At 56.0% G+C, this 24,601-nt stretch carries 23 protein-coding genes and 1 pseudogene; 22 read left to right on the plus strand and 2 right to left on the minus strand.

From position 1 onward, the window contains the following. The first annotated feature begins 31 nt into the window (after positions 1-31). Positions 32-2,122 (plus strand): sensor histidine kinase, encoded by a 2,091-nt coding sequence (locus ABEV74_RS14355; RefSeq protein ID WP_430146854.1) that lies wholly within the window; start codon positions 32-34, stop codon positions 2,120-2,122. A 71-nt stretch (positions 2,123-2,193) separates the two neighbouring features. Here ABEV74_RS14355 and ABEV74_RS14360 read toward each other — a convergent pair whose 3' ends face one another. Together ABEV74_RS14360 and ABEV74_RS14365 are read right to left on the minus strand one after the other, a co-directional pair. After that, positions 2,194-2,319, minus strand: a complete 126-nt coding sequence (locus ABEV74_RS14360; RefSeq protein ID WP_430146856.1) for a hypothetical protein — start codon at positions 2,317-2,319, stop codon at positions 2,194-2,196. Positions 2,320-2,502: 183 nt separating this feature from the next. Continuing rightward, entirely contained in the window at positions 2,503-2,820 is a 318-nt protein-coding gene (locus tag ABEV74_RS14365) for a helix-turn-helix domain-containing protein (protein ID WP_335338498.1), read from the minus strand. 138 nt (positions 2,821-2,958) lie between these two features. Between ABEV74_RS14365 and ABEV74_RS14370 the strand changes: the two genes are divergently transcribed. The 21 genes and pseudogenes from ABEV74_RS14370 to ABEV74_RS14470 all read left to right on the plus strand — a co-directional run bounded on the left by ABEV74_RS14370 (position 2,959) and on the right by ABEV74_RS14470 (position 24,599). After that, entirely contained in the window at positions 2,959-3,150 is a 192-nt protein-coding gene (locus tag ABEV74_RS14370) for a hypothetical protein (protein WP_062492837.1), read from the plus strand. 126 nt (positions 3,151-3,276) lie between these two features. Continuing rightward, positions 3,277-4,767, plus strand: a complete 1,491-nt coding sequence (gene araA, locus ABEV74_RS14375; protein WP_430146858.1) for an L-arabinose isomerase — start codon at positions 3,277-3,279, stop codon at positions 4,765-4,767. A gap of 374 nt (positions 4,768-5,141) precedes the next feature. Next, complete coding sequence (locus tag ABEV74_RS14380; protein WP_213527350.1) at positions 5,142-6,197, plus strand: FecCD family ABC transporter permease; 1,056 nt, start codon at positions 5,142-5,144, stop codon at positions 6,195-6,197. 59 nt (positions 6,198-6,256) lie between these two features. After that, positions 6,257-7,225 carry a FecCD family ABC transporter permease gene (locus ABEV74_RS14385; protein ID WP_430146894.1) on the plus strand — a complete coding sequence of 323 codons (969 nt, stop codon included), beginning with the start codon at positions 6,257-6,259 and terminating at the stop codon, positions 7,223-7,225. Between the two features lie 408 nt (positions 7,226-7,633). Beyond that, positions 7,634-8,596, plus strand: coding sequence for an ABC transporter permease (locus ABEV74_RS14390; RefSeq protein ID WP_430146860.1), 963 nt, complete (start codon positions 7,634-7,636; stop codon positions 8,594-8,596). Between the two features lie 16 nt (positions 8,597-8,612). Next, positions 8,613-9,392 (plus strand): carbohydrate ABC transporter permease, encoded by a 780-nt coding sequence (locus ABEV74_RS14395; protein WP_430146862.1) that lies wholly within the window; start codon positions 8,613-8,615, stop codon positions 9,390-9,392. A 104-nt stretch (positions 9,393-9,496) separates the two neighbouring features. Beyond that, a complete protein-coding gene (locus tag ABEV74_RS14400) occupies positions 9,497-10,882 on the plus strand; it encodes an ADP-ribosylglycohydrolase family protein (RefSeq protein WP_430146864.1) in 1,386 nt (461 codons plus the stop codon). A gap of 4 nt (positions 10,883-10,886) precedes the next feature. Then, positions 10,887-11,777 carry an AraC family transcriptional regulator gene (locus ABEV74_RS14405; protein WP_430146866.1) on the plus strand — a complete coding sequence of 297 codons (891 nt, stop codon included), beginning with the start codon at positions 10,887-10,889 and terminating at the stop codon, positions 11,775-11,777. A 115-nt stretch (positions 11,778-11,892) separates the two neighbouring features. Beyond that, positions 11,893-13,287, plus strand: a complete 1,395-nt coding sequence (locus tag ABEV74_RS14410; RefSeq protein ID WP_430146868.1) for an ADP-ribosylglycohydrolase family protein — start codon at positions 11,893-11,895, stop codon at positions 13,285-13,287. Positions 13,288-13,292: 5 nt separating this feature from the next. Then, positions 13,293-13,973, plus strand: coding sequence for a hypothetical protein (locus ABEV74_RS14415; protein WP_430146870.1), 681 nt, complete (start codon positions 13,293-13,295; stop codon positions 13,971-13,973). A 28-nt stretch (positions 13,974-14,001) separates the two neighbouring features. Beyond that, positions 14,002-14,061: pseudogene (locus ABEV74_RS14420) on the plus strand (hypothetical protein); the annotation flags it as partial. Continuing rightward, the gene (locus ABEV74_RS14425; RefSeq protein WP_430146872.1) at positions 14,062-14,781 is read left to right on the plus strand and encodes a sensor histidine kinase; all 720 of its coding nucleotides are present in this window, start codon (positions 14,062-14,064) and stop codon (positions 14,779-14,781) included. Then, complete coding sequence (locus tag ABEV74_RS14430) at positions 14,774-15,049, plus strand: response regulator (RefSeq protein ID WP_430146874.1); 276 nt, start codon at positions 14,774-14,776, stop codon at positions 15,047-15,049. The genes ABEV74_RS14425 and ABEV74_RS14430 overlap by 8 nt, the downstream gene beginning before the upstream one ends. An 18-nt stretch (positions 15,050-15,067) precedes the next feature. Further along, positions 15,068-15,436, plus strand: coding sequence for a hypothetical protein (locus tag ABEV74_RS14435; RefSeq protein WP_430146876.1), 369 nt, complete (start codon positions 15,068-15,070; stop codon positions 15,434-15,436). 678 nt (positions 15,437-16,114) lie between these two features. Then, positions 16,115-17,155, plus strand: a complete 1,041-nt coding sequence (locus tag ABEV74_RS14440) for a nucleotidyltransferase family protein (protein WP_062492857.1) — start codon at positions 16,115-16,117, stop codon at positions 17,153-17,155. Next, positions 17,152-18,303: a glycosyltransferase family 4 protein gene (locus ABEV74_RS14445; RefSeq protein WP_430146878.1), complete on the plus strand. Its 1,152-nt coding sequence runs from the start codon at positions 17,152-17,154 to the stop codon at positions 18,301-18,303. Before ABEV74_RS14440 ends, ABEV74_RS14445 begins: the two co-directional genes overlap by 4 nt. Beyond that, entirely contained in the window at positions 18,287-19,363 is a 1,077-nt protein-coding gene (locus ABEV74_RS14450; RefSeq protein ID WP_430146880.1) for a glycosyl transferase, read from the plus strand. The genes ABEV74_RS14445 and ABEV74_RS14450 overlap by 17 nt, the downstream gene beginning before the upstream one ends. Continuing rightward, on the plus strand, positions 19,344-20,765 hold the full coding sequence (locus tag ABEV74_RS14455; RefSeq protein ID WP_430146882.1) for a phosphomannomutase/phosphoglucomutase: 1,422 nt from the start codon (positions 19,344-19,346) through the stop codon (positions 20,763-20,765). Before ABEV74_RS14450 ends, ABEV74_RS14455 begins: the two co-directional genes overlap by 20 nt. Positions 20,766-21,242: 477 nt before the next feature. Next, positions 21,243-21,623: an LLM class flavin-dependent oxidoreductase gene (locus ABEV74_RS14460; RefSeq protein WP_430146896.1), complete on the plus strand. Its 381-nt coding sequence runs from the start codon at positions 21,243-21,245 to the stop codon at positions 21,621-21,623. A 35-nt stretch (positions 21,624-21,658) separates the two neighbouring features. Beyond that, on the plus strand, positions 21,659-23,167 hold the full coding sequence (locus tag ABEV74_RS14465; RefSeq protein ID WP_430146884.1) for a 4-hydroxyphenylacetate 3-hydroxylase family protein: 1,509 nt from the start codon (positions 21,659-21,661) through the stop codon (positions 23,165-23,167). Beyond that, a complete protein-coding gene (locus tag ABEV74_RS14470; RefSeq protein ID WP_430146886.1) occupies positions 23,121-24,599 on the plus strand; it encodes a 4-hydroxyphenylacetate 3-hydroxylase family protein in 1,479 nt (492 codons plus the stop codon). The genes ABEV74_RS14465 and ABEV74_RS14470 overlap by 47 nt, the downstream gene beginning before the upstream one ends. The last annotated feature ends 2 nt before the right edge of the window (positions 24,600-24,601 follow it).

Below are 24,601 nucleotides of genomic sequence, written 5' to 3' on the forward strand. Positions count from 1 at the left end.
GTTGAATCAATGAGCACGTGGAGGGATACCGGTGCGCAGGATCGTGTGGGCAGCCGTCTGCTCCGTTATGATCGGGTTATGCTTCGCCGGATACGCAGCGCCGGCCGGCGCCGCCGCGCCCCGGGCCGAAGGGGGAACGCTGGATCTGAGCGGCTGGAACTTTGAACGCGACGGAACGGTGCCGTTGGCGGGAGAATGGATGTTCTACGGCAGCCGTCTGCTTCCTCCGGATACGGATTGGCAGCGGGTTGCCGGCTTGCCCGTGCAGGTGCCGGGGACATGGAATTACTATCCGGAAGAAAGCGGAATGAAGGGCGGCCAGGGCTACGCGACATACCGGCTGAACATCCGGCTGCCGGATGGGGACGAGCCGTTCGCGCTTCATATCCCGAATATTCTGACCGCATACAAGCTGTGGGCGAACGGGCGCGAGCTGGCGTCGGCCGGAAGGGTGGCTGTCGAAGCGTCGCAATCGCGAGCGGAACAAACGCCTCGCATCGTCATCCTGCAGCGCGGCGCCCGAACGGTGGAATTGGTGTTGCAGGTTTCCAACTACGAGCATCGCAAGGGCGGTATTCGCCAAAATCTGACTGTCGGGACGAGCCAGACGCTAATCGCCGCCCAGATGAAAAAAACGGCCATTACGATGATCGTTTTGGGCAGCCTGCTCATTATCGGCTTTTATCATATCGGCTTGTACGTGCTGCGCAGACAGGAAGGGTTTACTTTATATTTCGGATTGCTGTGCCTGTTCGTAGCCGCGCGGATCAGCGTGACCGGCGAAGCGATTTTGCTGCAATGGCTCCCGCTCGGCTGGGAGATTGGCATGAAGATCGATTACATCTCGTTCGCGCTGAGCGGTGTCGCAGGATACGCTTATATTTACCGGCTGTTTCCGGGCGAAGCCTCCAAAGCCTTTATGCGGGCGGCGCTCATAAGCGGCGGTGCGCTGGCGCTGCTCGCGCTGTCGACGCCGTCCATCGTCTACACGAAGCTGCTGGGAGGATATCAACTGTACATTTTCGTCGTTTGCGTCTATTCGCTGTATGTCATGGCGCTGGCTTGCTGGCGCAAACGGGAAAGCGCGGCGTTCGCCATGACCGGCATACTCGCGTTCGCGGTTACGGTTGTCCATGACATGCTGATGTACAACGAATGGCTGCAATCGACGGAACTGGTGCCGTTCGGACTTTATTTTTTCATTCTGATGCAGGCGCTTATTATATCCGGCCGGTTTTCCGGCGCGCTGCGGCGCGTCGGTCAAGTAACCGGCGAGCTTCGCGAGCTGAACGCCCACTTGGAAGAGCGGATTGCGCAGCGGACGGAAGAGTTGAGGCGTTCCAACGAAACGCTGGAGCGTACGAACCGGGAACTGGAGCGGATGGAGCGTTCGAGACGACATCTGATCACGAATATTTCGCATGATTTGCGGACGCCGCTGACGCTTGTCCGAGGTTATCTGGAAGCGATGAAGGACGGTGTGGTGAAAGATCCGAAGCAGCAGGACAAATATATCGGCATGATGCTGAACAAGCTGGGAGCGCTGAACGGACTGATTCAGGATTTGTTCGAGCTGTCGAAGCTGGAAGCGGGGCAAATCCCGTTCCAGTTCGGCGATGTGAAGCTGGCGGATTGGGCGGCGCGGCTGTGCGAGCATTACGAAATCGATGCGGGAACGAGAGGGATCAAGCTGGACTGCAGCTTCCGCTCCGGCGGCGCGCCGTGGAATCCGGAGCATGCGGTCATCCGCATCGATACGGCGCGTATGGACCAGGTGATGGCGAATTTGATCTACAACGCTCTCGATCATATGGAAAGCGGCGGCCGCATCCATATCGTGTTCGATTACCGTCCCCGCGACAACCGGCTGGAAATCGCCGTGCATGATACGGGACCGGGGATCGATCCGGAGGACATGCCGTTCCTGTTCGATCGTTTCTATAAGAAGGACAAGTCGCGAAATTCCGCGAAATGCAGCGGCAGCGGACTTGGGCTTGCGATCGCCAAAGAAATCGTGGAAACGCACGGCGGCACGATCGAGGCCGACAGCGTTCCCGGCGAAGGCAGCGTATTCCGGATCAGGCTGCCGGCAAAGGAAGTGAAAGGAAGCGGAGGCTGGTGAATAGACGGCAGGGCGGAGCGTCTTAGTCTTATCGGCCGCTTCCCTTGCGCTGTCCGCGCCTACGGCGCCCGTTATGCCGGCGTCGGTTCCTGCCTGCGTCCGATCGCTTTGGCCGAAAGGGTGGCAACGGCCGCCCAAGACAAAGCGGCGCCATGCCGGAAGGCGATGGCGGCCGCCGGTTCGCCATTCGCCGTCATCTGGCCGGCGCCTCTGCTGACGGCGGCCATAGGCTTGTCCGAGCGGTTCCGGGACCGCGTTCCGGCTCATTGTCGAAAGGGCGGCGGCCAATGCGCGAAAGCGGCCTGACCGGGCGTAGGCGGCGGGGCAGAGTCCCGGCGCGCAGCGGGGGTTCGAGGGCGCCTGGCGGTCGGCCGGGGCTTCTAGTCGGCTTGCCGGATCGCATCCCTGATTTTGTCGAGTGACTTTTGGCGCTTTTCCTGATCCATGTCGTCGAGCAGACGGATGATTTCGATTGCTTCCGGCGTCACTTGGGGAGCGCCGCGGCTGTGCACGCCGCCGATCATGTAATCGACCGATACGCCGAAAAAGTCGGACAGTTTGATCAGCGTTTCATAAACGGGCTGCCGGTTGTTGATTTCGTAATGACTGTATGCCGAGCGGGTAATGCCGATTTGTCTGGCCACTTCTTCTTGTGATAAATTTCTTTTCAGACGCAGTTCCTTTAAACGTTCTCCCATCGTCATCGTATTACTCCTCGCCAGACCGGGCTTCCGGAAAAAGGAAGTACCGGTGTACTCTTACCTGCTACTAGTACTTTATGATACAAAATGTATCAATGTCAAGTATTATCGAAAAAGCGGAAAGGAGAAAGCAAGATGGTTTTGACCTTCGTATGCGATTGCGGCAACCGGGTGGATTTTTTCGATACGGCGGATACGGACGAGCACGGCAGAGCGATTCTGGAGCCGGAAGACGACGACAGGCTCAAGCTGATGCAAGGCGAGGACGGCATGGTGTTTCGCTGCTCGTTCTGCAACCGTTCATACCGTGTGCTGGCGGTAAAATAATTCGCGAATGGCGGCTTCAGGCATATTGAATCGGCAGGAGAATCCGGCTACAATGGAGAGGTAACTTGTACGTACAAGATGAATCAAGGTTGTGTCATTTTAAGTTGCCGAAGGAGGCGTTTTCTTATGCTGCATACGAAGCCGTATACATTTTGGTTCGTAACGGGAAGCCAGCACTTGTACGGACCGGAGACGCTGGAGCAGGTCGAGAAGCATTCCCGCTACATAGCGGAACGATTGGATGCCGACGATGCGCTGCCGTTTGCGGTCGCGTTCAAGCAGGTGTTGACGTCGCCGGAGAGCATCCGGCGGCTCTGTCTGGAAGCCAATGCCGACGAACGCTGCGCAGGCGTAATCACGTGGATGCACACGTTCTCGCCGGCGAAAATGTGGATTGCCGGCCTGTCGGAGCTGCGCAAGCCGCTGCTGCATCTTCATACGCAATTTAACCGGGATATTCCATGGGACAGCATCGATATGGATTTCATGAATTTGAATCAATCGGCGCACGGCGACCGCGAATACGGATTTATCGGAGCAAGGCTCGGCATCGCCCGTAAAGTGGTCGTCGGATACTGGGAGGATGCGCGGGTGCGGGAGCGCATAGCCGCCTGGATGCGAACGGCCGTCGCTTATACCGCCAGCCGCGGGTTAAAGGTCGCGCGGTTCGGCGACAATATGCGCCAGGTCGCGGTGACCGAGGGCGACAAGGTCGAGGCGCAGGTGAAATTCGGCTGGGCGGTCGACGGCTACGGGATCGGCGATCTCGTGGACCGGATGAAAGCGGTTTCCGAAGCGGATGTGAGACGGCTGCTGGACGAATACGCCGAAACGTACGACATATCCGCCGATACGCGCGGCAATCCGGCGCTGTGGGACGCCGTCGCCGAACAGGCCCGTATCGAGCTTGGCCTAAAGTCGTTTCTCGAGGAAGGAGGCTTCCAGGCGTTTACGACGACATTCGAAGATTTGCACGGGATGAAGCAGCTGCCGGGACTTGCGGTCCAGCGCCTGATGGCGGCCGGTTACGGTTTCGGAGGAGAAGGGGACTGGAAGACGGCGGCGCTGACGCGAGTGATGAAAGTGATGGCCGGCAACGAATCGACGTCGTTTATGGAGGACTATACGTACCACCTCGAACCGGGTAACGAAATGATACTGGGTGCTCATATGCTGGAGGTATGTCCGACCATTGCCGCGACTAAACCGCGGATCGAAGTCCATCCGCTCGGCATCGGCGGCAAGAGCGATCCGGCGCGGATGATATTCGACGGACGGTCGGGCTCCGCCGTCAACGCATCGCTCGTCGATCTCGGACACCGGTTCCGTCTCATCGTGAACGAGGTGGAGGCGGTGCAGCCGGACCGGAGGATGCCGAAGCTGCCGGTGGCCCGTGTGCTGTGGAAGCCGCAGCCTTCGCTGGCCGAGTCGGCCGAAGCATGGATATACGCCGGCGGCGCGCATCATACGGTGCTGTCGTACAAGGTGACGACGGAGCAGCTGGAGGATTGGGCGGAACTGGCCGGCATCGAATGCGCCGTCATTCGCCAAGGAACCGATGTTCGCCAATTCCGCAAGGAACTGCTGTGGAACGAAGCGGCCTTGCGGCTGCGCTGAAGCGAATCGGCGGCCGGGCAAGCGGCCGGATGGAATGGCCGCTTGCCCGGGGGCTCCGTGCATATATGAAAAAGCAATAAAAGAAAGCGATATGTGAATAGAGATATAAAAAGAGATATGAAGATGTGAAAAGAGATGAATCAGAGGACTGATTGATCTCTTTTTTTTTCGCGTATGGAAGCCGATCGCACGATATAATTTTTGCCGAAAGTTATAGACAGGGAAAGCAAATCGATATAATATACGATAATGAGTATCATTATCACGACATACGAACGGAGGAAAGACCCGATCCAAGATTTTAGCTTACATTGCGGCATTGCCGGAAACGAACAACATGCAAAACCGTAACATCGAAGTAAAGGAGAACCGATATGCAAGCTGTATCCGACATGACGAATGATGCGGCTCAGCCGTCCGCGCCGGTCATCCGGTCCAGGCCGCTGGCCGCCGCCATTATTCTGTTCGGCGGCTTCATCGCCCTCGTCGTTTTCGTCGCCGTATCCGTAATGTTCGGCGCGGCGGATATCGATTGGATGACAGTGTGGGAAGCGATATTTCGTTTCAATCCGGACTTGACCGCGCATCAGATCATACGGGAACTTCGCCTTCCCCGCGTGCTGGGCGGGGCGATGGTCGGCGCGAGCTTAGCCGTCGCGGGGGCGATGATGCAAGGGATGACGCGCAACCCGATGGCGGATTCCGGCCTTTTGGGCCTGAATGCCGGAGCGGGCCTCATGATGGCGATATGCTTCGCCTTTTTTCCCGGACTGTCGTTTATGACGCTTATTTTGTACGCTTTCGTCGGCGCGGGTATCGGCGCCGGGCTCGTTTACGGCATCGGTTCGCTGGCGCGGGGAGGATTGACGCCGCTTCGCCTTGTGCTCGCCGGAGCCGCGGTCAGCGCCCTGATGACGGCGCTCAGCGAAGGCATCGCGCTATATTTCCACATCGGCCAGGACCTGGCGTTCTGGTTTGCGGGCGGCGTGGCGGGGACGACATGGGAGCAGCTCGGATTGATGGCGCCGTGGGTCGCCGGCGCGCTGCTCGCCGCGATCATGCTGTCCCGTTCGATCACGCTGCTCAGTCTGGGAGAAGAAGTCGCGGCAGGTCTCGGACAGCGGACCGGACTCGTCAAGCTCGCGGGGATGGTCGTCGTGCTTGTGCTGGCCGGCTCCGCCGTCGCGGTCGTCGGGGCCGTCGGATTTGTCGGCCTGATCATTCCCCACCTTACACGCTACCTTGTCGGCGTCGATTACCGCTGGATCATTCCGTGCTCGGCGATACTCGGCAGCCTGCTCGTCATTCTCTCCGATCTGGCGGCGAGAACGATCAATCCTCCCAGCGAAATTCCGCTCGGGGCGCTGATCGCGCTGCTTGGCGTGCCGTTCTTTCTTTATCTGGCGCGTAAAGAGAGGAGAGGATTGTAGTGGAAACGTACCAGGTGTTAACCGGCCAACGCCGCAGAATAAGGCGGGGCATTGCGGTGATGGCGATCATCGGTGCCCTCGTCGTCGCCGCATTTGTGTTCAGCATGAACGTCGGCTATACGCCGCTGACGCCGGTTGAAGTCATCACGACATTGTTCGGCATGGGAACGGACAAGCAGTCGCTCGTATTGTTCGAGTTCCGGCTGCCGCGCATCGTCATCGCCATTTTGGCGGGCGCCGGATTGGCTGTGTCCGGCTGCATTCTGCAGGGCGTTTCCCGCAATGCGCTGGCCGACCCCGGCATTCTCGGCATCAATGCCGGCGCAGGGCTGTTCGTCATGCTCGTTGTCTCGCTATTCCCGTCATTGCCGATCGGTTCGATCTTTTTGCTCCCGCTGCTCGCCCTGCTCGGGTCGGGGCTGGCGGCGCTGCTCGTCTATGCATTTGCGTACAAGCGGCATGAAGGTATCTCACCGACCAGACTTGTGCTCGCCGGCATTGCGGTTGCCGCGGGCATCAATGCGGCGATGATCGTGCTGACGCTGCGGCTGAATCCGGAAAAATATCAGTTCGTCGCGACATGGCTCGCCGGGAGCATATGGGGATCGAACTGGAAATACGTGCTTGCGCTTCTTCCGTGGATCTGTCTGCTTCTTCCGTACGTTTACAGCAAGGCGCGCGCGCTCGACGTGTTGAACCTCGGCGAACAGACGGCCGCGGGATTGGGCGCGCCCGTCGAGAAGGAGCGGCTCGCCCTGCTGGCGTCCGCTGTGGGCCTGGCCGGCACATCCGTCGCGGTAAGCGGCGGCATCGGCTTCATCGGCCTGATCGGCCCCCATCTGGCGCGCCGTCTCGTCGGTCCGCAGCATCGGCTGCTTCTGCCGACATCCGCGCTGACCGGCTCGCTTCTGCTCATAGTGGCCGATACGATCGGCCGCTGGATTCTCGAGCCGTCCGAAATTCCCGCCGGCATCGTCGCCGCGGTGATCGGCGCGCCGTATTTTCTGTATTTGCTGGCCCGCAGATGATGCGCCGCATCGTCGCGGCATAGCCGCCCCCGATCCGAATCGAACCGGGACTTGTCGCCCGGTTCGAAATCGGCATCGGACTGCCACGGTCCATGCTCTCCGCCGCTTCCCGGCGGAAGGCGACGCCAAGCCGGGTTTCTCTCCAGCTCTTACCCTAACCTCGCGATTCGTGCCCACTACGTTTTTCGCAATCGTCCGTAATCCGGACAGCCCCAAAAAGATCGTTTACAAATATGAATGTCCAGTAATTTGGATATTCTCCTTTTGCCTCCTGCTGTATGATAGCATCATAAGATGTATACGCTTTCACCAAAACTTGAAGACGGGAGTGGTAACTGAAGTCCATGGAGCCTTACCGGAAAGAACAGTGATGACGACGGGGCTTGTATACAGAGAGGATGTATCGAAATGAATAATGCGCAAAGCGGGTCCGTTCCGGATTTGACCGCTGCCTTGCAGCGGGGACGGCTGTGGAGGAAGCTCAGAAAGCAGAAAATACTGCTCTGCTTCAGTATTCCGTTTGTCATTTGGGCGATTGTATTTTGTTACGCGCCGATTTGGGGCTGGATTATGGCTTTCCAGGATTATAATCCGGGAAAAGGGATTATGGGCAGCGCGTGGGTCGGGTTCAAGCATTTCCAGGCGTTTTTCCAGGATGAAATGTTATTTGCGCTGCTCCGCAACACATTGGCGATCAGCGTGCTGAATATCGTATTCGGCACATTGGGAGCCGTTATTCTGGCGCTATTGCTGAATGAAGTGAAAGGCGTCTTCTTCAAACGTACGGTCCAAACGGTATCGTATCTCCCCCATTTCATCTCGTATGTGGTCGTCGCCAACCTTTTTCTGACGCTCCTGTCGCCTTCCGACGGGCTGGTGAACCGGATGCTGATGAAGCTGGGGATCATCGACGAGCCGATCTTTTTCTTCGCCGAGCCTCATTTGTTCTGGATACTGGTCGTCGGCATCAATGTATGGAAGTCCATTGGTTGGGACGCCATCATCTACATTGCCGCCATGTCTGCCGTAGACACCGAATTGTACGATGCGGCCAGCGTGGACGGCGCGGGACGATTGCGCAAAATGTGGCATATTACGCTGCCCTGCATTCGTCCGACGATCGTCGTACTGCTCATCCTGAGCGTCAGCGGCATCTTGAACGCCGGATTCGATCCTTCCTATTTGCTGGGCAATCCGATGGTTCGCGAGTACTCCGAAGTCATCGATACGTATGTGTACAGAATGGGGCTTGGAAACGCCATGTATTCCTTTGCGACGGCAGTCGGCCTGTTCCGCCTGGTTGTATCTCTGGTCCTGTTGTTTATTGTGAACCATATCGCCAAGAGATTGGGCGAGGACAACATTCTGTAAGAAGAGAGGTAACCGGATGAGACATAGATGGAAAGATATCGCTTTTGATACGGTCAATACTTGCGCCCTCGTTTGCTTGATGATCGTGACGCTGTATCCGTTTTTGCATGTGCTCGCTTACTCGTTGAATGATGCGGTCGATTCCATGCGCGGAGACCTGACGTTTTTTCCCCGCAAATTTACGCTGTCCAACTACGCGGTCATCTTCCGGTATGACGCATTGGTTGACGCCGCGGTTATGAGCGTGCTCCGCACCGTAATCGGAACCGTAACATCCGTGTTATGTACGGCGATGCTGGCCTATGCGCTGACGAAGCGGGACCTTGTAGGCTACAAGTTTTGGAATACGCTGTTCATCTTGACCATGTTCGTGTCAGGCGGCTTGATCCCGACCTTTATTTTGTTCAAAGCGATTCATATCTACAATACGTTCTGGGTTTATATTTTACCGGGGCTGATCAGCGCCTTTCATATGATTCTGATTCGCACCAACTTCAAGACGATTCCCGACTCGTTGATCGAATCGGCGTATATCGACGGCGCAAACGATCTGTACGTTTTTTTCCGGATCATGCTGCCGCTGTCCACGCCGGTCATGGCGACAATCGGCTTGTTCGTAGCGGTGGGCCAATGGAATTCGTGGCAGGATACGCTTTTCTTCACTATCGGCAACGACCTGCAGACGCTTCAATACGTACTGATGAAAATATTGAATCAAACCGAAGCGGGGGCGATGATCAATCAGACTTCGGTTTATATTACGCTGCCTTACAGAAACAATGAAAGGGAATTATAGCCGTTTTTCGAAATTTTTCAGCTGATTATAGCAAGACGATCGTCCTCATTATTATATAAGATGAAGATGAGAATGGTATCTTGAATTGTAGCGGGGTGGCGGATATGGAGTACTACGATCAATTGCCGAATCTGATCAGGCTGGAGTTGATTCAGAAGAAAGAGGAAGGCAGCGATGTGGCCGAATTTGAGAGTAAGGTCGCGAACTTGCCGGCGGATGAGCTTAAGCAGCAGCAACTGTATGACGAGCTGCAGGCGCTGCCGGTCGCCCATGACTTTCCGTTCGCGGAACCTTCGGATTTGGCAGGAATCCGCAATCTCCGGCCGGAAGGACCGAGGAAAATCACGCGCGACTGGCCGGAGGAGCGATGGAAGGACAAATTTTATGGCGCGTGGTTGGGGAGATGCGCCGGCTGCGCCTTGGGCAAGCCGCTGGAATACGAGCCGTTCGTTGCGGGAGCCGGCGGAAACCCGGGATGGAAAAACATTATGCTCTGGTTCCAGGGCGCGGACGCCTGGCCGATTCGCGATTATACGCCGGGCCGCTCCCGCGCCGAAGAGCTGGGCTTGCGTCTGCAGCCGTGGGGCTCCGAACCGAGCTATCGGGAAAATATCCGGTACATGGAGACGGATGACGATCTCCGGTATACGATCATCGGCTTGATTATGCTGGAACGCAAAAGTCTGAATTGGAGCACGCCGGATATCGGGAAGCTCTGGCACGAATACCTGGACTGCGGGGATGTCTTTACGGCGGAGAGACAAGCGTATATCAATTTCCACCGTTTGTTTGACCCGGCCGGGGATATCGGCGAGGAGCAATGGCAGGCGGCGAAGGATAAAGTCCGCATGCATCTCAATCCGTACCGGGAATGGATCGGAGCGATGATTCGCGCCGACGGCTGGGCCTATGGGGCGGCGGGCAATCCGGAACTGGCCGCGGAGCTGGCATGGCGGGACGCTTCGTTCTCCCATGTGAAGAACGGGATTTACGGCGAGATGTTCGCCGCGGCGATGATATCCGCCGCATTCGTCACCGATGACATCGACGAGGCTGTCGAAATCGGCTTGAGCGAAATTCCCGGCACGTCCAGGCTGGCCGCCGATGTGCGGGCCGCGATCGAAATTGCCCGGTCCTCGACAAGCCAGGAGGAATTGGTCGGCCGGATATGGGACCGGTTCAATCACTACCACTGGGTTCATACGAACAACAATGCCGCGCTGGTCGCCGCCGCCCTGATCTATGCCCGGGGAGATTTCGAGAAAGCGATTACGACCGCTGTACTCGGCGGCTGGGATACGGACTGCAACGGCGCGACGGCGGGGTCCGTTATGGGCGCGATGCTCGGGGCGAGCCGTCTGCCGCAGCGATGGACCGGCCGATTTCATGATACGCTGTATGCGGGAATAAAAGGCTTTAACCCGATCGCGATTTCGGAATGCGCGAATCGGAGCTATAACGTATTTCGCAACATCGGGGCGCAAGGGTGAGAAGGTGGAAGAAAAGTACCGATACGATCATGAGATGCCGCTTCGAGTCGACGAGTGGTCTCCCCGCACCTACGTCGAGCCGTTCCACTGGCACGCATCCCTGGAGATCGGCCTGTGCCTTTCCGGGAAAGGCTGGTTTTATTTCGGCGATAAAACGTACGAGGTGACCGCAGGGGATATTTTTGTCGTCAACAATTTGGAGCGTCATATCGCGCAATCGGATGCCGCAGATCCGAGCAACTATTTGTTTGTCAACTTCAGGCCCGAGCTGTTCGGCGACGGCGACAAGGAGCTGCTGCTGCCATTCGTCTATAATCCGAAGAAGTTTACGAATAAAATGGCCAAGGAGCTGCCGGCCGCCCGGCAAATCGGGGAATTGATCCGTCAAATGCGAACCGAACAGTTGAACAAGCAGGCGGGATACCGCCAGATCATGAAAGGCCTTTTGCTGCAAATATGCGCCTTGCTCCTCCGTCACTACAGCAATCATCCGGGCTGTAAGGAACAATTTAACCAAATATATGAGCAATATATGCGGCTGCAGCCTGCGCTCGCTTTTTTGCGGGACCGCTTCCGCGAAAATATCGGCCTGGAAGATATGGCGAAGCAGCTCAAGCTGAGCTGTTCCAGAGCCCGGCATTTGTTTAAGCACATTATGGGCGAGGGTTTTAAAGAATATTTGACGCAATTGCGCATCAACGAAGCGAAGAAGCTGCTGTCAGGGACGGAACGGACCGTAACGGAAATTTGCATGAGCTGCGGCTTTCAAAATATTAGCCCGTTTTATCGCGCATTCCGCCAGATTGTCGGGATGACGCCGCAAGCGTATCGCGAGCAGTCCGCTTTGTTCATTTTGCGCACGGAACAGGACGAAGAACCGGTATTTCCCGAATAGCGGCAAAATCGATTGCAAAGGAGAGGAAACGTTTGTCAACCATCGAATCGAGTGTCAAGACGATTCATACGAATCATCCGATACCGGAGAATTATATCGAGAAGGTGTATGCCGGTTGGGTCGGCAAGGTAATCGGCGTCCGTCACGGCGGCAATGTGGAAGGACGTATGAGCAGCTGCAGCGCACCTTCGGTGAAATTACGACGTATTTGCATCATTTTAAAAATTTTGCGGCGGACGACGATACGAACGGCCCGCTGTTCTTCCTGAGAGCGCTGGAGGATTATACGCATACGCCGGATATTACCGCGGAGCAGATGGGGCTGACCTGGCTCAATTACGCGCCTGACGGCCACGGCTTCTTTTGGTGGGGCGGTTACGGCAAGTCTACGGAGCATACGGCATACCTGAATTTGAGGAACGGGATACCGGCTCCGCGCTCAGGGTCCATCGAGCAGAACGGCGCCGCCGTCGCCGAGCAGATCGGAGGGCAAATCTTCATCGATGTGTGGGGGCTTATCGCGCCCGGGAACGCTCCGCTGGCCGCTCATTATGCGGAGAAGATCGCAAGCGTATCGCATGACGGCAACGGCAAATACGGCGGCATGTTTATCGCGGCCTGCATTGCGGCGGCGTTCACGGAGCGGGATGTGCACAGCATTATCGAGACGGGGCTGTCCGTCATCCCGTCCGATTGCGAATATGCCCGAATGGCCCGGGCCGTCATCGACTTTCACCGCAAGCATCCCGACAACTGGCGCGATTGCTTCCGGTTCGTATACGATCATTTCGGATATGACCGCTACCCGGGCGTGTGCCATATTATTCCGAATGCCGCGGTAATCATCTTGTCATTATTGTACTCCGGCGGCGATTTTTCGCGGGCCATCAATATTTGCAATATGTGCGGCTGGGATACGGATTGCAATGTCGGGAACGTCGGCACGATTATGGGGGTGCTGGTAGGACTGGAGGGGATCGATCCGTCCTGGCGGAAACCGATCAACGACTTTCTGTGCTGCTCCAGCGTCATCGGCTCGCTGAACGCGCTCGATCTGCCATGGTGTGCGGAATATATCGCGAAGCTCGGCTATAAAATCGCCGGCGCGGAGCCTCGCGGCAAGTGGAAGCCGATCTTGAACGGCGAAAGTCCGCAATATCATTTCGAGTTTCCCGGTTCTACGCATGCGTTCCGCACCGATTGGGACAACAAGGACCAGCACGTTACAAGCTTTGTGGAAAATACGGCCGAAGAAGCGGCAAGCGGAGAACGGTCGCTCAAAGCGGTATTTGACCGGTCAAGCGGCGGTTTCGGCTATCGCGTCTACCTCCAGACGTATTACCGTCCGGAAGACTTCAACGACAGCAGGTACGATCCGAGCTTCTCGCCGAAACTTTATCCGGGGCAAACGATCAAGGCGAAGGTTAAGGTGCCCGCGTCGGAGAGCAGAGCGATAGACTGTATGTGCGGGACCGGAATGCGGACACCCGCCATTATGCGGAGAAATTAACGGTTGTGCCGGGTCAATGGCTCGATTTGAGCTACCGCATTCCGGCGCTCGACAACGCGTGCTTGCTGGAAGCCGGCATAGAGTTTATCCCGGAGGGCGGATGGGGACCGCTCGTCGTGTACGTGGATGACGTAGATTTCACGGGCAGCCCGGATTATGCCATCGACTTCGCGCATGAGCGGCTGGAAAAGTGGCACGGTACGCATATCGAAGTCAGCCAATTCACGTATTTGCGGGGTAAATGGACGCTCGACGAAGGGAAGCTGAGCGGAAGCTATTACGGGGAAACGGCGGAATGCTACACCGGAGATTTGAACTGGCGGGATTATGAATTCACCGCAACGGTCATGCCGAAGCTCGGCGGTTATCACAATATCCAATTCCGTGTGCAGGGCGGGATTCGTTCCTATGCCGCCGGATTGGCCGAGGGCAACCGGCTTTGTCTGTATAAAAACGACAACGGCTATCGAGAACTGGCAAGCGTCGATTTGAATTGGTCGACTGGCCAAGAGTACCGGATCGGGGTCAAGGCTCAGGGCAATCGGTTTGAAATCGCCGTAGACGGCGAGGTCAAACTGGTGTATGTGGATCGGGACCGCCCGTATTTGAACGGCATGATCGGTTTTTCCAACTCCAAGGGAAGCCATACGCATTACGCGTCATTTCGTCTGAAAGGACTGGAATAGCTCGTGCCCTGTTTTCAAAATCGTCGAAATCGAAGGCAAAGATGAAATCGCCGAGCTGGGCCATACCTTCAACCTGATGTCCACAAGATTGAGAGAGTTTGTCGAAGAAGTATACGAAAGTCAGATCAAGCGGAAAGATCTGGAGCTCAAGCAAAAACAAACGGAGTTGAAAGCGCTTCAAAGCCAGATCAATCCTCATTTTTTGTTTAATACGCTCGATTCGATCCGTACCGGCGCGCTCCGAAGCAGGGACGACGAAACGGTTGAAAAAATCGAGCTGCTGGCCCAGTTGTTCCGGAGAACCATCAGCTGGCAGGACGATTTCATTCCGGTCGAAACGGAACTGGGGTTTGTCCGGGACTATATCCGGCTGCAGCAGCTGCGGTTCAAAGAGAAAATCAGGTTCGTCCTGGAAGTCGATCCGGCGGCGGAAGGGCTGCGGATTCCCAAGTTCATTATTCAGCCGATTGTGGAGAATGCGATTATTCACAGTATTGAGAAAAGCGCGACGAATTGCCTGCTGCATCTGTCGGTCCGGACGGACGAACGGACGCTGCGAATCGCGGTCGAGGATAACGGCGCCGGATTTGCGCCCGAGAAGCTGGAGGAAGTACGGCAATCCCTGCAAAATAACGGTCCGGAGAGCGGGACGAAAAGCATCGGACTGCGCAATGTTCATGACCGGATCGTGTATCTGTACGGGGAGCCGTTCGGCGTCGAACTGGAGCGCATCGCTCCGAGAGGCGCGAAAGTGACGCTGCTGCTGCCATTACAGATTCGCAATGGAGGAGGCCGTGCCGATGTATAGAGCCATTATCGTGGACGACGAAGCCGATGTCAGAGAAGGGCTGCAATTGCTCGTGAATTGGCAGGAACGCGGTTTCCGCATCGTCGGGGAAGCGGCGAACGGAGCGGAAGCTTTGGCGTACATGCCGATCTGGCGCCCGGATTTCGTCATCACGGACATCCGTATGCCGGTGCTGGACGGCTTGGAATACATTCGTAAAGTGAGGCGGCAATTTCCGGAAATCGCCGTTGTAGTCATGAGCGCATACGGTGAATTCCATTACGCGTAAGAAGCGATTCAGCTGGGCGTGCTCGATTTTCTGCTGAAGCCGTTAACGAGGCAGTCGTTGGCGCAGTGCATGGACAAAGCGAAAGCGCTGCTCGACGAACGTGATCAGCTTCGCGGCCGAGAACGGGCAGAACGCCAGTTTATACAGGAAAAGTGGCTTCAGGAATTATGCCGCGGCAAGCTCGTCAAGCCGGACGAATTGAAATTGATCGGAGATATGCTGCACTGCGAAGATGATGAATGTTTCCAGGTTCTGCTTCTGGAGATGGACGATTATGAGCGGTATGTGGCCGAATGCTCGGAATCGGAGCTGGACCTGAAGCGGTTCATGATCCGGCCAAATGCGCAATCGAGAAGAAACCGGCGCTTTACTATTCTGATAGACTGAAATGATCTGCGATTATCGATGCGAATCCGAAACGCAGATGCCAGCCAATACGATGGTGAGGTGATCGGGGCAGCGATCGAGCAATAACGGCAGCTTAAAGCCCGTTCCGCCGAAATGGCGGTGCGGGCTTTGCGCTTTGCGCATTCGGGATCATGCTGGAGCGGGCGTGCAATCGAGATATAAAAAGAAATTCATAAAGATTCTGAAATTTTTCCCGTATTTCCATCCAATTTCGGCGCTATTTACCATGAACAGGACTTGAGCCGCCCATTTATTCGGAATAAAATTTTGTTAGCACTCAATATTACCGAGTGATAATAACATAGTCGAAAGGAGGGAGAACATGAAACGGTTAAATAGAAATGCAATTCGCCGCCTCTTACGATCTGCAGCGGTTTGGCGAAAGCGCCCGCTCAAAATTCCTCCCAAAGCCTGATATGGCCGCATCCCGCAGAAAACTCCTAAAAACTTCATAATCGAAACAAAAGAAGATTTTTTAAAACCAATGATTTTTACTGGGCAAGTCGAGCAAGATCAAGCTTGTCCACAAACAAAATGCGCAATACGTAGTTGCTTTTAGGGGACCGCGTATTACGGAGTTTTGTTGGCCGAAAGGCGTGAGGATCCCTGGCTTTAAACAATGCTTCTTTTTTTATTTTTAGGAGGGTGGTTCGAAATATGAATGCACTGCTGCTTGCTGGAGGACTGGGAACACGGTTAAGACCTTTGACGGAAAATTTGCCCAAGCCGATGGCTTTGGTGGCTAACCGCCCTTGGCTGGAACATCTGATCGTTCATCTGAAAAAACAGGGGATTCGGCACTTTGTTATCGCGGTAAAGCATTACCCCGAAGTGATTGAGAACTATTTCGGCACGGGCGAGAAATGGGGCGTAAACATTCAGTATGCCGTGGAACAAACGCTGCTCGGCACTGCCGGTGCCATCAAAAACGCCGAGCCTTATCTGGACGACCGGTTTATCGTCATCAATGCGGATATCGTTCATGAAATCGAGATCGAGCCGTTGCTCGCATTCCATAAACGACACGGGGGAGGCGTGACGATCGGATTAACCGAGGTGGACGACCCGACGCATTACGGCGTTGTCGAGCAGGACGGAGAAGGACGCATCCTCCGTTTTGTGGAAAAACCTCGCCTGGAAGAAGCGCCTTCCAATCGGATCAATGCCGGAATATATGTAATGGACAAAGAGATGCTGCGCTATATTCCGGAACAACAGGAGGTATCGATCGAGCGGGAAACATTTCCTTTACTGATTGAAAAGGGGGAAGGAGTCTACGGGACCGTCATTTCCGGTTACTGGATGGATATGGGGACGAAAGAGCGGTACCGCCGTATCCACTGGGACTTGTTAAATCGGGCATACCGGCTGCCGCTTCCGGGCCGGCAAAACGGAAAAGGAATCTGGATCGGCAAAAACTGCGATATTCATTCCGGCGTACTTCTGATTCCTCCGGTTCTGATCGGGGACAATGTAAAAATCGGAGAACGCTCCATTATCGGACCGTTTAGCGTGATCGGCAACGATTGCGTAATCGGAAAGCATGTGCGCTGCGCGGAGACGATTATGTGGGACCGCTGCCTGGCCCATAACGGTGTCGTGATGAACAATTGCATTTTCGGATACGATCTCGAGATCGGTTCGAAGCATATTTTGCACGAAGCGGTGATGAGCCGGATCGGGGTGTTGCAGGCATGACCCGGATCGCTTATGTCAGCACTTACGTACCGCAAAAGTGCGGTCTTGCGACCTATACGTTTCATTTAAGACAGGCGGTGAACGGCGCGAAGGACTGGAAAGGCAAAGACCCGGTCGTCGTGCTTACCGGCAACCAGCAAGAGCCTGTCGAAGACCCGATTCTGTGGCCGCTGCGCCGCGACGAAGCGGACGATTACGTGAAAATGGCCAGAAGAATCAATCATTCCGATATCGACGTCGTATCCCTTCAGCATGAATTCGGGATATTCGGCGGCGAAGCGGGAGCCCATATACTGCAATTCATACGGCATTTGGAAAAGCCGCTTGTGACGACGTTCCATACGGTATTTGAGCGGCCTCTTCCGCCCTATCGCGATATTCAGCAAGAAATAGCCGAGAAGAGCGCGAAAATTATCGTGATGAATCGCAAGGCGATCGAGTACTTGCATGAATCGTTCGGCGTTCCCGTCGAGAAGATATGCTTTATCCCGCACGGCACGCCCGAGCCGGATCCCGATCGAAGAGAAGCGTTCCGGCAGCAATTGAACTGGAACGGCCGCAGCGTCTTGATGACCTTCGGCCTGTTGAGCCGCGGCAAAGGACTGGAGCTGATTTTGAACATCCTTCCCGACATCGCCAAGCAAGTTCCGGATGTGCTGTATGCGATTGTCGGACAAACGCATCCGGAGGTGAAAAAGCGGGAAGGCGAGCGTTACCGGGACGAACTGCGGGAGCTGATCCGCAGCAACGGCATGGACGCGCATGTCGTCATGATCGACCGGTACATGGAAGAGTCCGATCTGGTCAAGCACATTATGGCTTGCGACATTTACGTGACGCCTTACCCGGGCTTGCAGCAAATTACTAGCGGAACGCTGGCTTATGCCGTAGGACTGGGAAGGCCGGTATTGTCTACCCCGTATTCGTACGCTACCGATTTGTTGCGCGACTACCCGGAACTGTTGGTCGACGCCGGGGACGCGGCTGCGTGGACGGAGAAAATCGTTTCGCTTCTGAAAAATCGCGAGCGGCTGGAAGCATGTGCCCGCAATATGGGGCGCATCGGCCAAACGATGCACTGGCCGGAAATCGGCAGACAACATGCGGCGTTGTTTGCCGGGGTGAGAGAAGTTGCAAACGTCCGTTAATCGTTTCAAACATATTCTCCGTCTCACGGACGATACGGGAATCGTGGAGCATGCTCTCGGCCGGATTCCCCGCCGCAAGGAAGGGTACAGCACGGACGATCAGGCCAGAGCGCTTTGGGCTTGTCTGGAATGGCTTGATTTGGCCGGAGAAGAGGAAGCCGGGAAGCTGAACGATCTGATCGATACTTACTTGGCTTTTCTGCTATGGGTGCAAAAGGATAACGGGCATTTTCACAACAATATCGCGTACGACCGCACGCAGGAGAAGGAAGCGCCGTCGGACGACTGCCTGGGGCGCTGCTTGTGGGCAGCCGCGCTTGCGCTGGTGCGCTTGCGGGAGCCGGAGCGCCGCGTGGCGGCGGAGACGGTGCTGGAAAAGGCGCTGACGCAAGTGTCCGCGATGCGCTTCCTGCGCGGGCAGGCTTATGCGATGTCGGCTTTAAGCCTGTTGATCGCTCACCGCTATCCGCGTCATTTGATGAACGAGCTGGAAATGCTGACGCAAAGGCTGGTCGATGCTTACCGTTCGCAGGCCGCTGCCGGCTGGAACTGGTTCGAGCCGGTCGTCTCGTACAGCAACGCGATCCTGCCATGGGGGCTGCTGAATGCGTATGAAGTCGTCCGGGATAACCGGATTTTGAACGTGGCGACCGAAAGCCTCGATTTTCTAATCCGGTTGTCGACGAATGAGAAAGGGCAAATTCGCCCCGTCGGCAACAAAGGGTGGTGCAGCCGCGAAAGCAGGGCGCTGTGGGACCAGCAGCCGATCGACGTCATGAAGCTGTGTCTGGCCGCTGCGAAAGCATTCCAGATAACGGGGACGACCCGTTATGCGGAAATTGCGGCGAAATGCCGGGACTGGTTCTATGGGGAGAACGATGCGGGCGTTTCCATGGTTAACGCGGCCGAAGGAAGCTGTTACGACGGATTGACGGATACGGGCCCGAACCTGAACCAGGGTGCGGAAGCGGTCATCTCTTACCTGATTACAGAGGCGCTTTATCTGAAACAGATCAATCAGAAGAGAGAGGTGGATCCTTATGCAGCTTGCACAACGTAATACAACTCGAATTCCGGGAGACGTGTTCCGGGAGTACGATATTCGCGGCAAAGCCTATGAGCAAATCGATCTTCCTTTCTGCTATCTGCTCGGCAGAGCGTTCGGGGAAAAGGCCGGAGCGGACGGCGCGAATACGGTGGTGGTCGGACGGGACAACCGCAAATCCTCGCCCGAATTTCACCGGGCGCTCATTAGCGGACTGCAGCAATCCGGCTGCCAGATCATCGATATCGGCGAAGTGACGACACCCATGTTCTATTATGCGCTGGAATATTTGAAGCGCCCGAGCGGCGTCATGATTACGGCCAGCCACAATCCCGGAGACGAGAACGGGTTCAAGATCGCAATGAATTATTCGACGATCTACGGAGAAGCGATCCAGGACTTGCGAAAAGCGATGTGCAGGCTGGCGGAAGAAGACAACCTGCCGTCAACGTTCGATTGGAATATGGATTTGCTGCAGCGGCAAGACATCGAAACGCCCTATTTGTCTATGCTGAAAGAAAAAATCGTGCTCGGACCGCGCAAGTTGAAAGTCGTAGTCGACTGCGGGAACGGCACGCCATCGCCGTTCGCTCCGAAGGCGTTGAGAAATTGGGGCTGCGAAGTGGTGGAGCTTTACTGCCAATCGAATCCGGACTTTCCGAACCATCACCCGGATCCGGTCGATCCGAAAAATTTGACCGATCTGATCGAGCGGGTGAAAGCCGAGCAGGCCGATCTCGGCATCGCGTTCGACGGAGACGGCGACCGGCTCGGCGTGGTCGACGAGCAGGGTAATATTTTATGGGGCGACCAGCTTATGATCCTGTTCTGGCGGGAAATTCTTCCCAAATATCCGGGCTGCGAGGCGCTCGTGGAAGTCAAATGCTCGAAGGCGCTTATCGAAGAAATCGAGAAGCTGGGTGGCAAGCCGGTGTTTCATCGAACCGGGCATTCGCATATCAAGGCCTCGATGCGCAGGCTGAATACGCCGTTTACCGGCGAAATGTCGGGCCATTTGTTCTTCCGCGACGAATATTTCGGATTCGATGACGGGCTGTATGCCGCCGGGCGGCTGCTGAGAATCGTGAGCCATACGGACAAGCGTCTTTCGGAATGCTTTGCGGACGTGCCCCGCTATTGCGCGACGCCCGAGACGAGGGTTCCGTGCCGGGAAGATGAAAAAACCGGCATTTTGAACAAGGTGAAGCAGCATTTCCGCGGAAGTTACGAGACGGTTGAAGTGGACGGTGTCCGGGTGCTGTTCCCCGACGGCTGGGGACTTGTCCGCAGCTCCAACACACAGCCGATCCTGGTGCTGCGGGCGGAAGCGGAATCGCAGGACGGGCTGAAGCGGATTAAAGCCGAGCTGGAAAAAGCGCTGCGCGCAGCTTCCCCTCAATTGCCGATCATGTGGTGACCGGTGACCGGTTCTGAAAAATCGCATTGACACTATGGCAGGCGTGTGTTAAATTTTGGTTAAATGCATAGTAATCATATGGGAATGCCTAGCTGACAAGTTGGAGGCCTTGTTCTCTTGTTCGACGAGAGTTTCAAGGCCCCTTTTTGAACTGAAAAAAGCCCATCAGACCACTGAAGGCTCTAGTTGCAATGATGCTGCGGCATGTTGCAATGACGAGCTTTTTTCATTTTCGGGAGGAGAATTTGATGAAGGTGCGTTTTTCCTGGTTTACGCCGACGAACGGCGACGGCGAACGAATCGGTCTGACCAAGCCCGAAAGGGAACCCGATCTGGACTACATCGTTGCAGTGGCCAAAACGGCAGAACGAGTGGGGTTTGACGGGATTTTAGTCCCTGTCGGAACCCCTTTTCTGGATTCCTGGATGGTCGGCTCCGCTGTCGTTCACGCTCGAATTCGGCATACGCATTCATGTTATTGTCCGCGAAACCGAGAAGGAAGCCTGGGAAGCCGCCGACAGGCTCGTTTCGGATATCGACCCGGCGGTCGAGCAGCGGATGAAACAGTATTACCGGGAAGCCGATTCCGTGGCCCAGTCGAGAATGAACCGGTTGCTGCAGGGCGATTACCGGTTTGACAAATACAAATGGGCCGGCATCGGACGGGTTCGCAAAGGAGCGGGCACGGCCGTCGTCGGAAATCCCGAGCAGGTCAGAGAAGGTCTGCAGGAATATATCGATATTGGCGTGACGCATTTTATACTTTCCGGGTTTCCCCATCTGGAGGAAGCCGAACGAACGGGACAATTACTGCTTCCTTTATTCGAAAAGAACGATTCCCTGCAGCGGCAAGCATAGCGGGTACGAAACAATTAGAAAATTCAGGGAGGAGAATGATGACGCTGACACGCGGAGAACGATTTATTCAAAGCCTGAAGGATGGACGGAGTATCTGGCTGGACGGAAAGCGGCTGGACGATGTGACGGGCCATCCGGCATTTCGGGGCACATTGCGTACGTTAAAGCATCTTTTCGATACGTTGGACAACAAGGACGTCCGGGAGCAAGTCGGGTTTTGGAATCCGGCGACAAACGCCTATGCCCATAGCTCCTTTCTCGTGCCTGCCAGCAAGGCGGATTTGCAGAAAAGGAGAGACGCCTTCGCCTATTGGGCGAATGAAACGTACGGCGTGATGAGCCGCCTGTCCGATTATGCCCGTTCCCTGGTTACAGGCTGGTATGCGTCACGGCACGAATTCGCTTCGTTCGATCCGCATTTCGACGATAAAATTACACGCTATTACGAAGAGGCAAGAGACAAGGATTTATTCCTTACGACCGCGTTGCTAGACCCGCAAATCGACCGTTCCAAAAGTCCGAGCGAGCAGCGGCACCCGGACGCCGTGCTGCGCATCGTCAAAGAAACGGAGGACGGGGTGGTCGTCAGAGGAGCGAAAATGATCGCGACGGCCGGCCCTTACTGCCATGATTTTCTGATCTTCCCTTATTACCGGCTGAAAGAAAACGAACAACAATACGCCCATCTCCTGATCGTTCCCGCCAACCTGCCCGGCTTGCACATCATTTGCAGGGAATCTTTTGCGTCCCTTCAAGACGACAACCACCCGTTAAGCGCGAAATACGAAGAAATGGATGCGGTGCTGTTATTCGACGATGTGCTGGTCCCTTGGGAGCGCGTTTTGTTGAAGGGAAGCGCTCAAGGCATTTGGGAGCTTCGCATGAACGAGACCGCGAACGCCCTCGCTTTTCATCAAACCGTCGTGCGGCTGCTCGCGAAGCTGGAATTTGTCGCCGGCGTTTCGTTTGCGGTTGCCGACTCGATCGGGGCATCCGGCTTCCTGCACGTTCAGGAGAAACTCGGCGAACTCGTCACCCAGGTGGAAAGCATAAAAGCGCTTTTGCTCGTCTCCGAAATTCAAGCCCGCCGCAACGATGCCGGAACCGTGCTGCCTGCGCTGAGCCCGATCGAAACGGCGAGAAATTTGGGAACCCGCTATTATCCGCGAGCCATTGAAATTTTGCAGCAGATCGGAGCAGGCGGGTTTATGCAGGTGCCGTCGACATTGGGCGAGCTGGATGGACCGCTCGCGAACCTGATGAAAACATGCTACGCCGGCAAGCAGATCGACGCGGAACATAAAGTGCGGCTGTTCAAATTGGCATGGGATTTGGTCGGCAGCCCGCTGGGCTCCCGGCATGAGCTGTACGAGCGTTTTTATGCCGGCGATCCGGTGAGGACGTATGCCAATCAATACCTGTATGCGGATAAAAGCGAACTGACCGGACTGATGCGGAATTTCAGACAAACGCACGCTGCAAGAGAGGAGGGTCTCCATGAATCCGACAACGCCGGGCCAGCATTATCGTACACGCCTCAATGACGCCAGAACGGTATGGCTTGCGGGCGAGCGCATTGCGGATGTTCCCGGTCATCCCGCCTTCAAAGGAACCGTGGACACCGTCTCGTCCCTTCTGGATCTGCAGGAAAAACCGGACACCCGGGACGATTTGACATTCGTCAGCCCCGGCAGCGGCAAGCCGGTCAATGCCGCCTTTCTGGTGCCGTTCGGCAAGGAGGACATCCTGCGCCGGCATACGGCTTTTCGAATCTGGTCGGACGCCACCTTCGGCATGATGAGCCGGTTGTCCGAATACTCGAGATCGCTGCTGACCGGCTGGTATGCGAGCCGCCATCGTTTGGGGGGCGACGCCCGAAAAGGGTTCGCGGATAAAATAGCCGGTTACTACGAACAAAGCCGGGACGGAGACTGGCTGTCCACGACGGCGCTTCACGATCCGCAAATCGACCGTTCCAAGGGGCCTTCCGAAGCCGGCGATCCGGATGCGTATCTGCGGGTCGTCAAGCAGAACCGCGAAGGGATATGGGTGAGAGGCGCCAAAATGATTGCGACCGCGGCCCCCTATGTGGACGAGATTTTCGTATTTCCTTTTCATCGAAGGTCGTCCGCGGACTTGGCGTATTCCACGATGTTTGCCGTTCCGGTCGGCACTCCGGGGCTTCATGTCGTCTGCCGGGAATCGTTCGCCTCGGATCGCCACGAAGATTATCCGCTTAGCGCCAAGTACGACGAGATGGACGCGGTCATTATATTCGACGATGCGTTCGTTCCGTGGGAACGCGTCTTCATCCACGACGACCCGGAAGCCATCTGGCAACTCCGCCAGGACCCAGCCGCCGTCGCGTTAAGCCAGCATCAGACGGTCGTTCGGTTGATCAGCAAGCTGAAATTTGTCGCCGCGGTCGCGAATGAAATATCGACGGCTATCGGCGTCACCCATCATCTGCATGTTCAGGAAAAGCTGGGCGAACTGCTTGTGCAGGTGGAGACGATCAAGGCTCTTCTTGCCGTATCCGAGGAGCTGGCGGAACCGGACGGGGAGACCGGAGTATGGCTGCCGGCCATCGATCCGTTAACGACGGCCCGGAACTTGGGAAGCCGTTATTATCCGCGGGCGATCGGCATTTTGCGTCACCTCGCCGCAGGGGGACTGATGCAGACTCCGGCCACGGTCGCCGAGCTGGACGGACCGATCGGACCGCTTGTGCAAAAATATTATCGCGGTGCCGACATTCCCGCATCGGAGCGCGTCAGGCTGTTCAAGTTGGCCTGGGATTTGATCGCGAGCCCGTTAGGCTCCCGCCACGAGCTGTATGAAATCTTTTACTCGGGCGATCCGGTGAGAACTTACGCGGCGCAGTATCTGGGATACGACAAGGCAAAGCTGACGGACCCGGTGTGGAAGCTGATCGGCAACGCCGCGAACGATCGCGTACCGGCGGCAAAGGAATAGAG

Origin of the sequence: Paenibacillus cisolokensis (assembly GCF_050481165.1) — a bacterium.
Lineage (GTDB): Bacteria > Bacillota > Bacilli > Paenibacillales > Paenibacillaceae > Paenibacillus_AH > Paenibacillus_AH cisolokensis.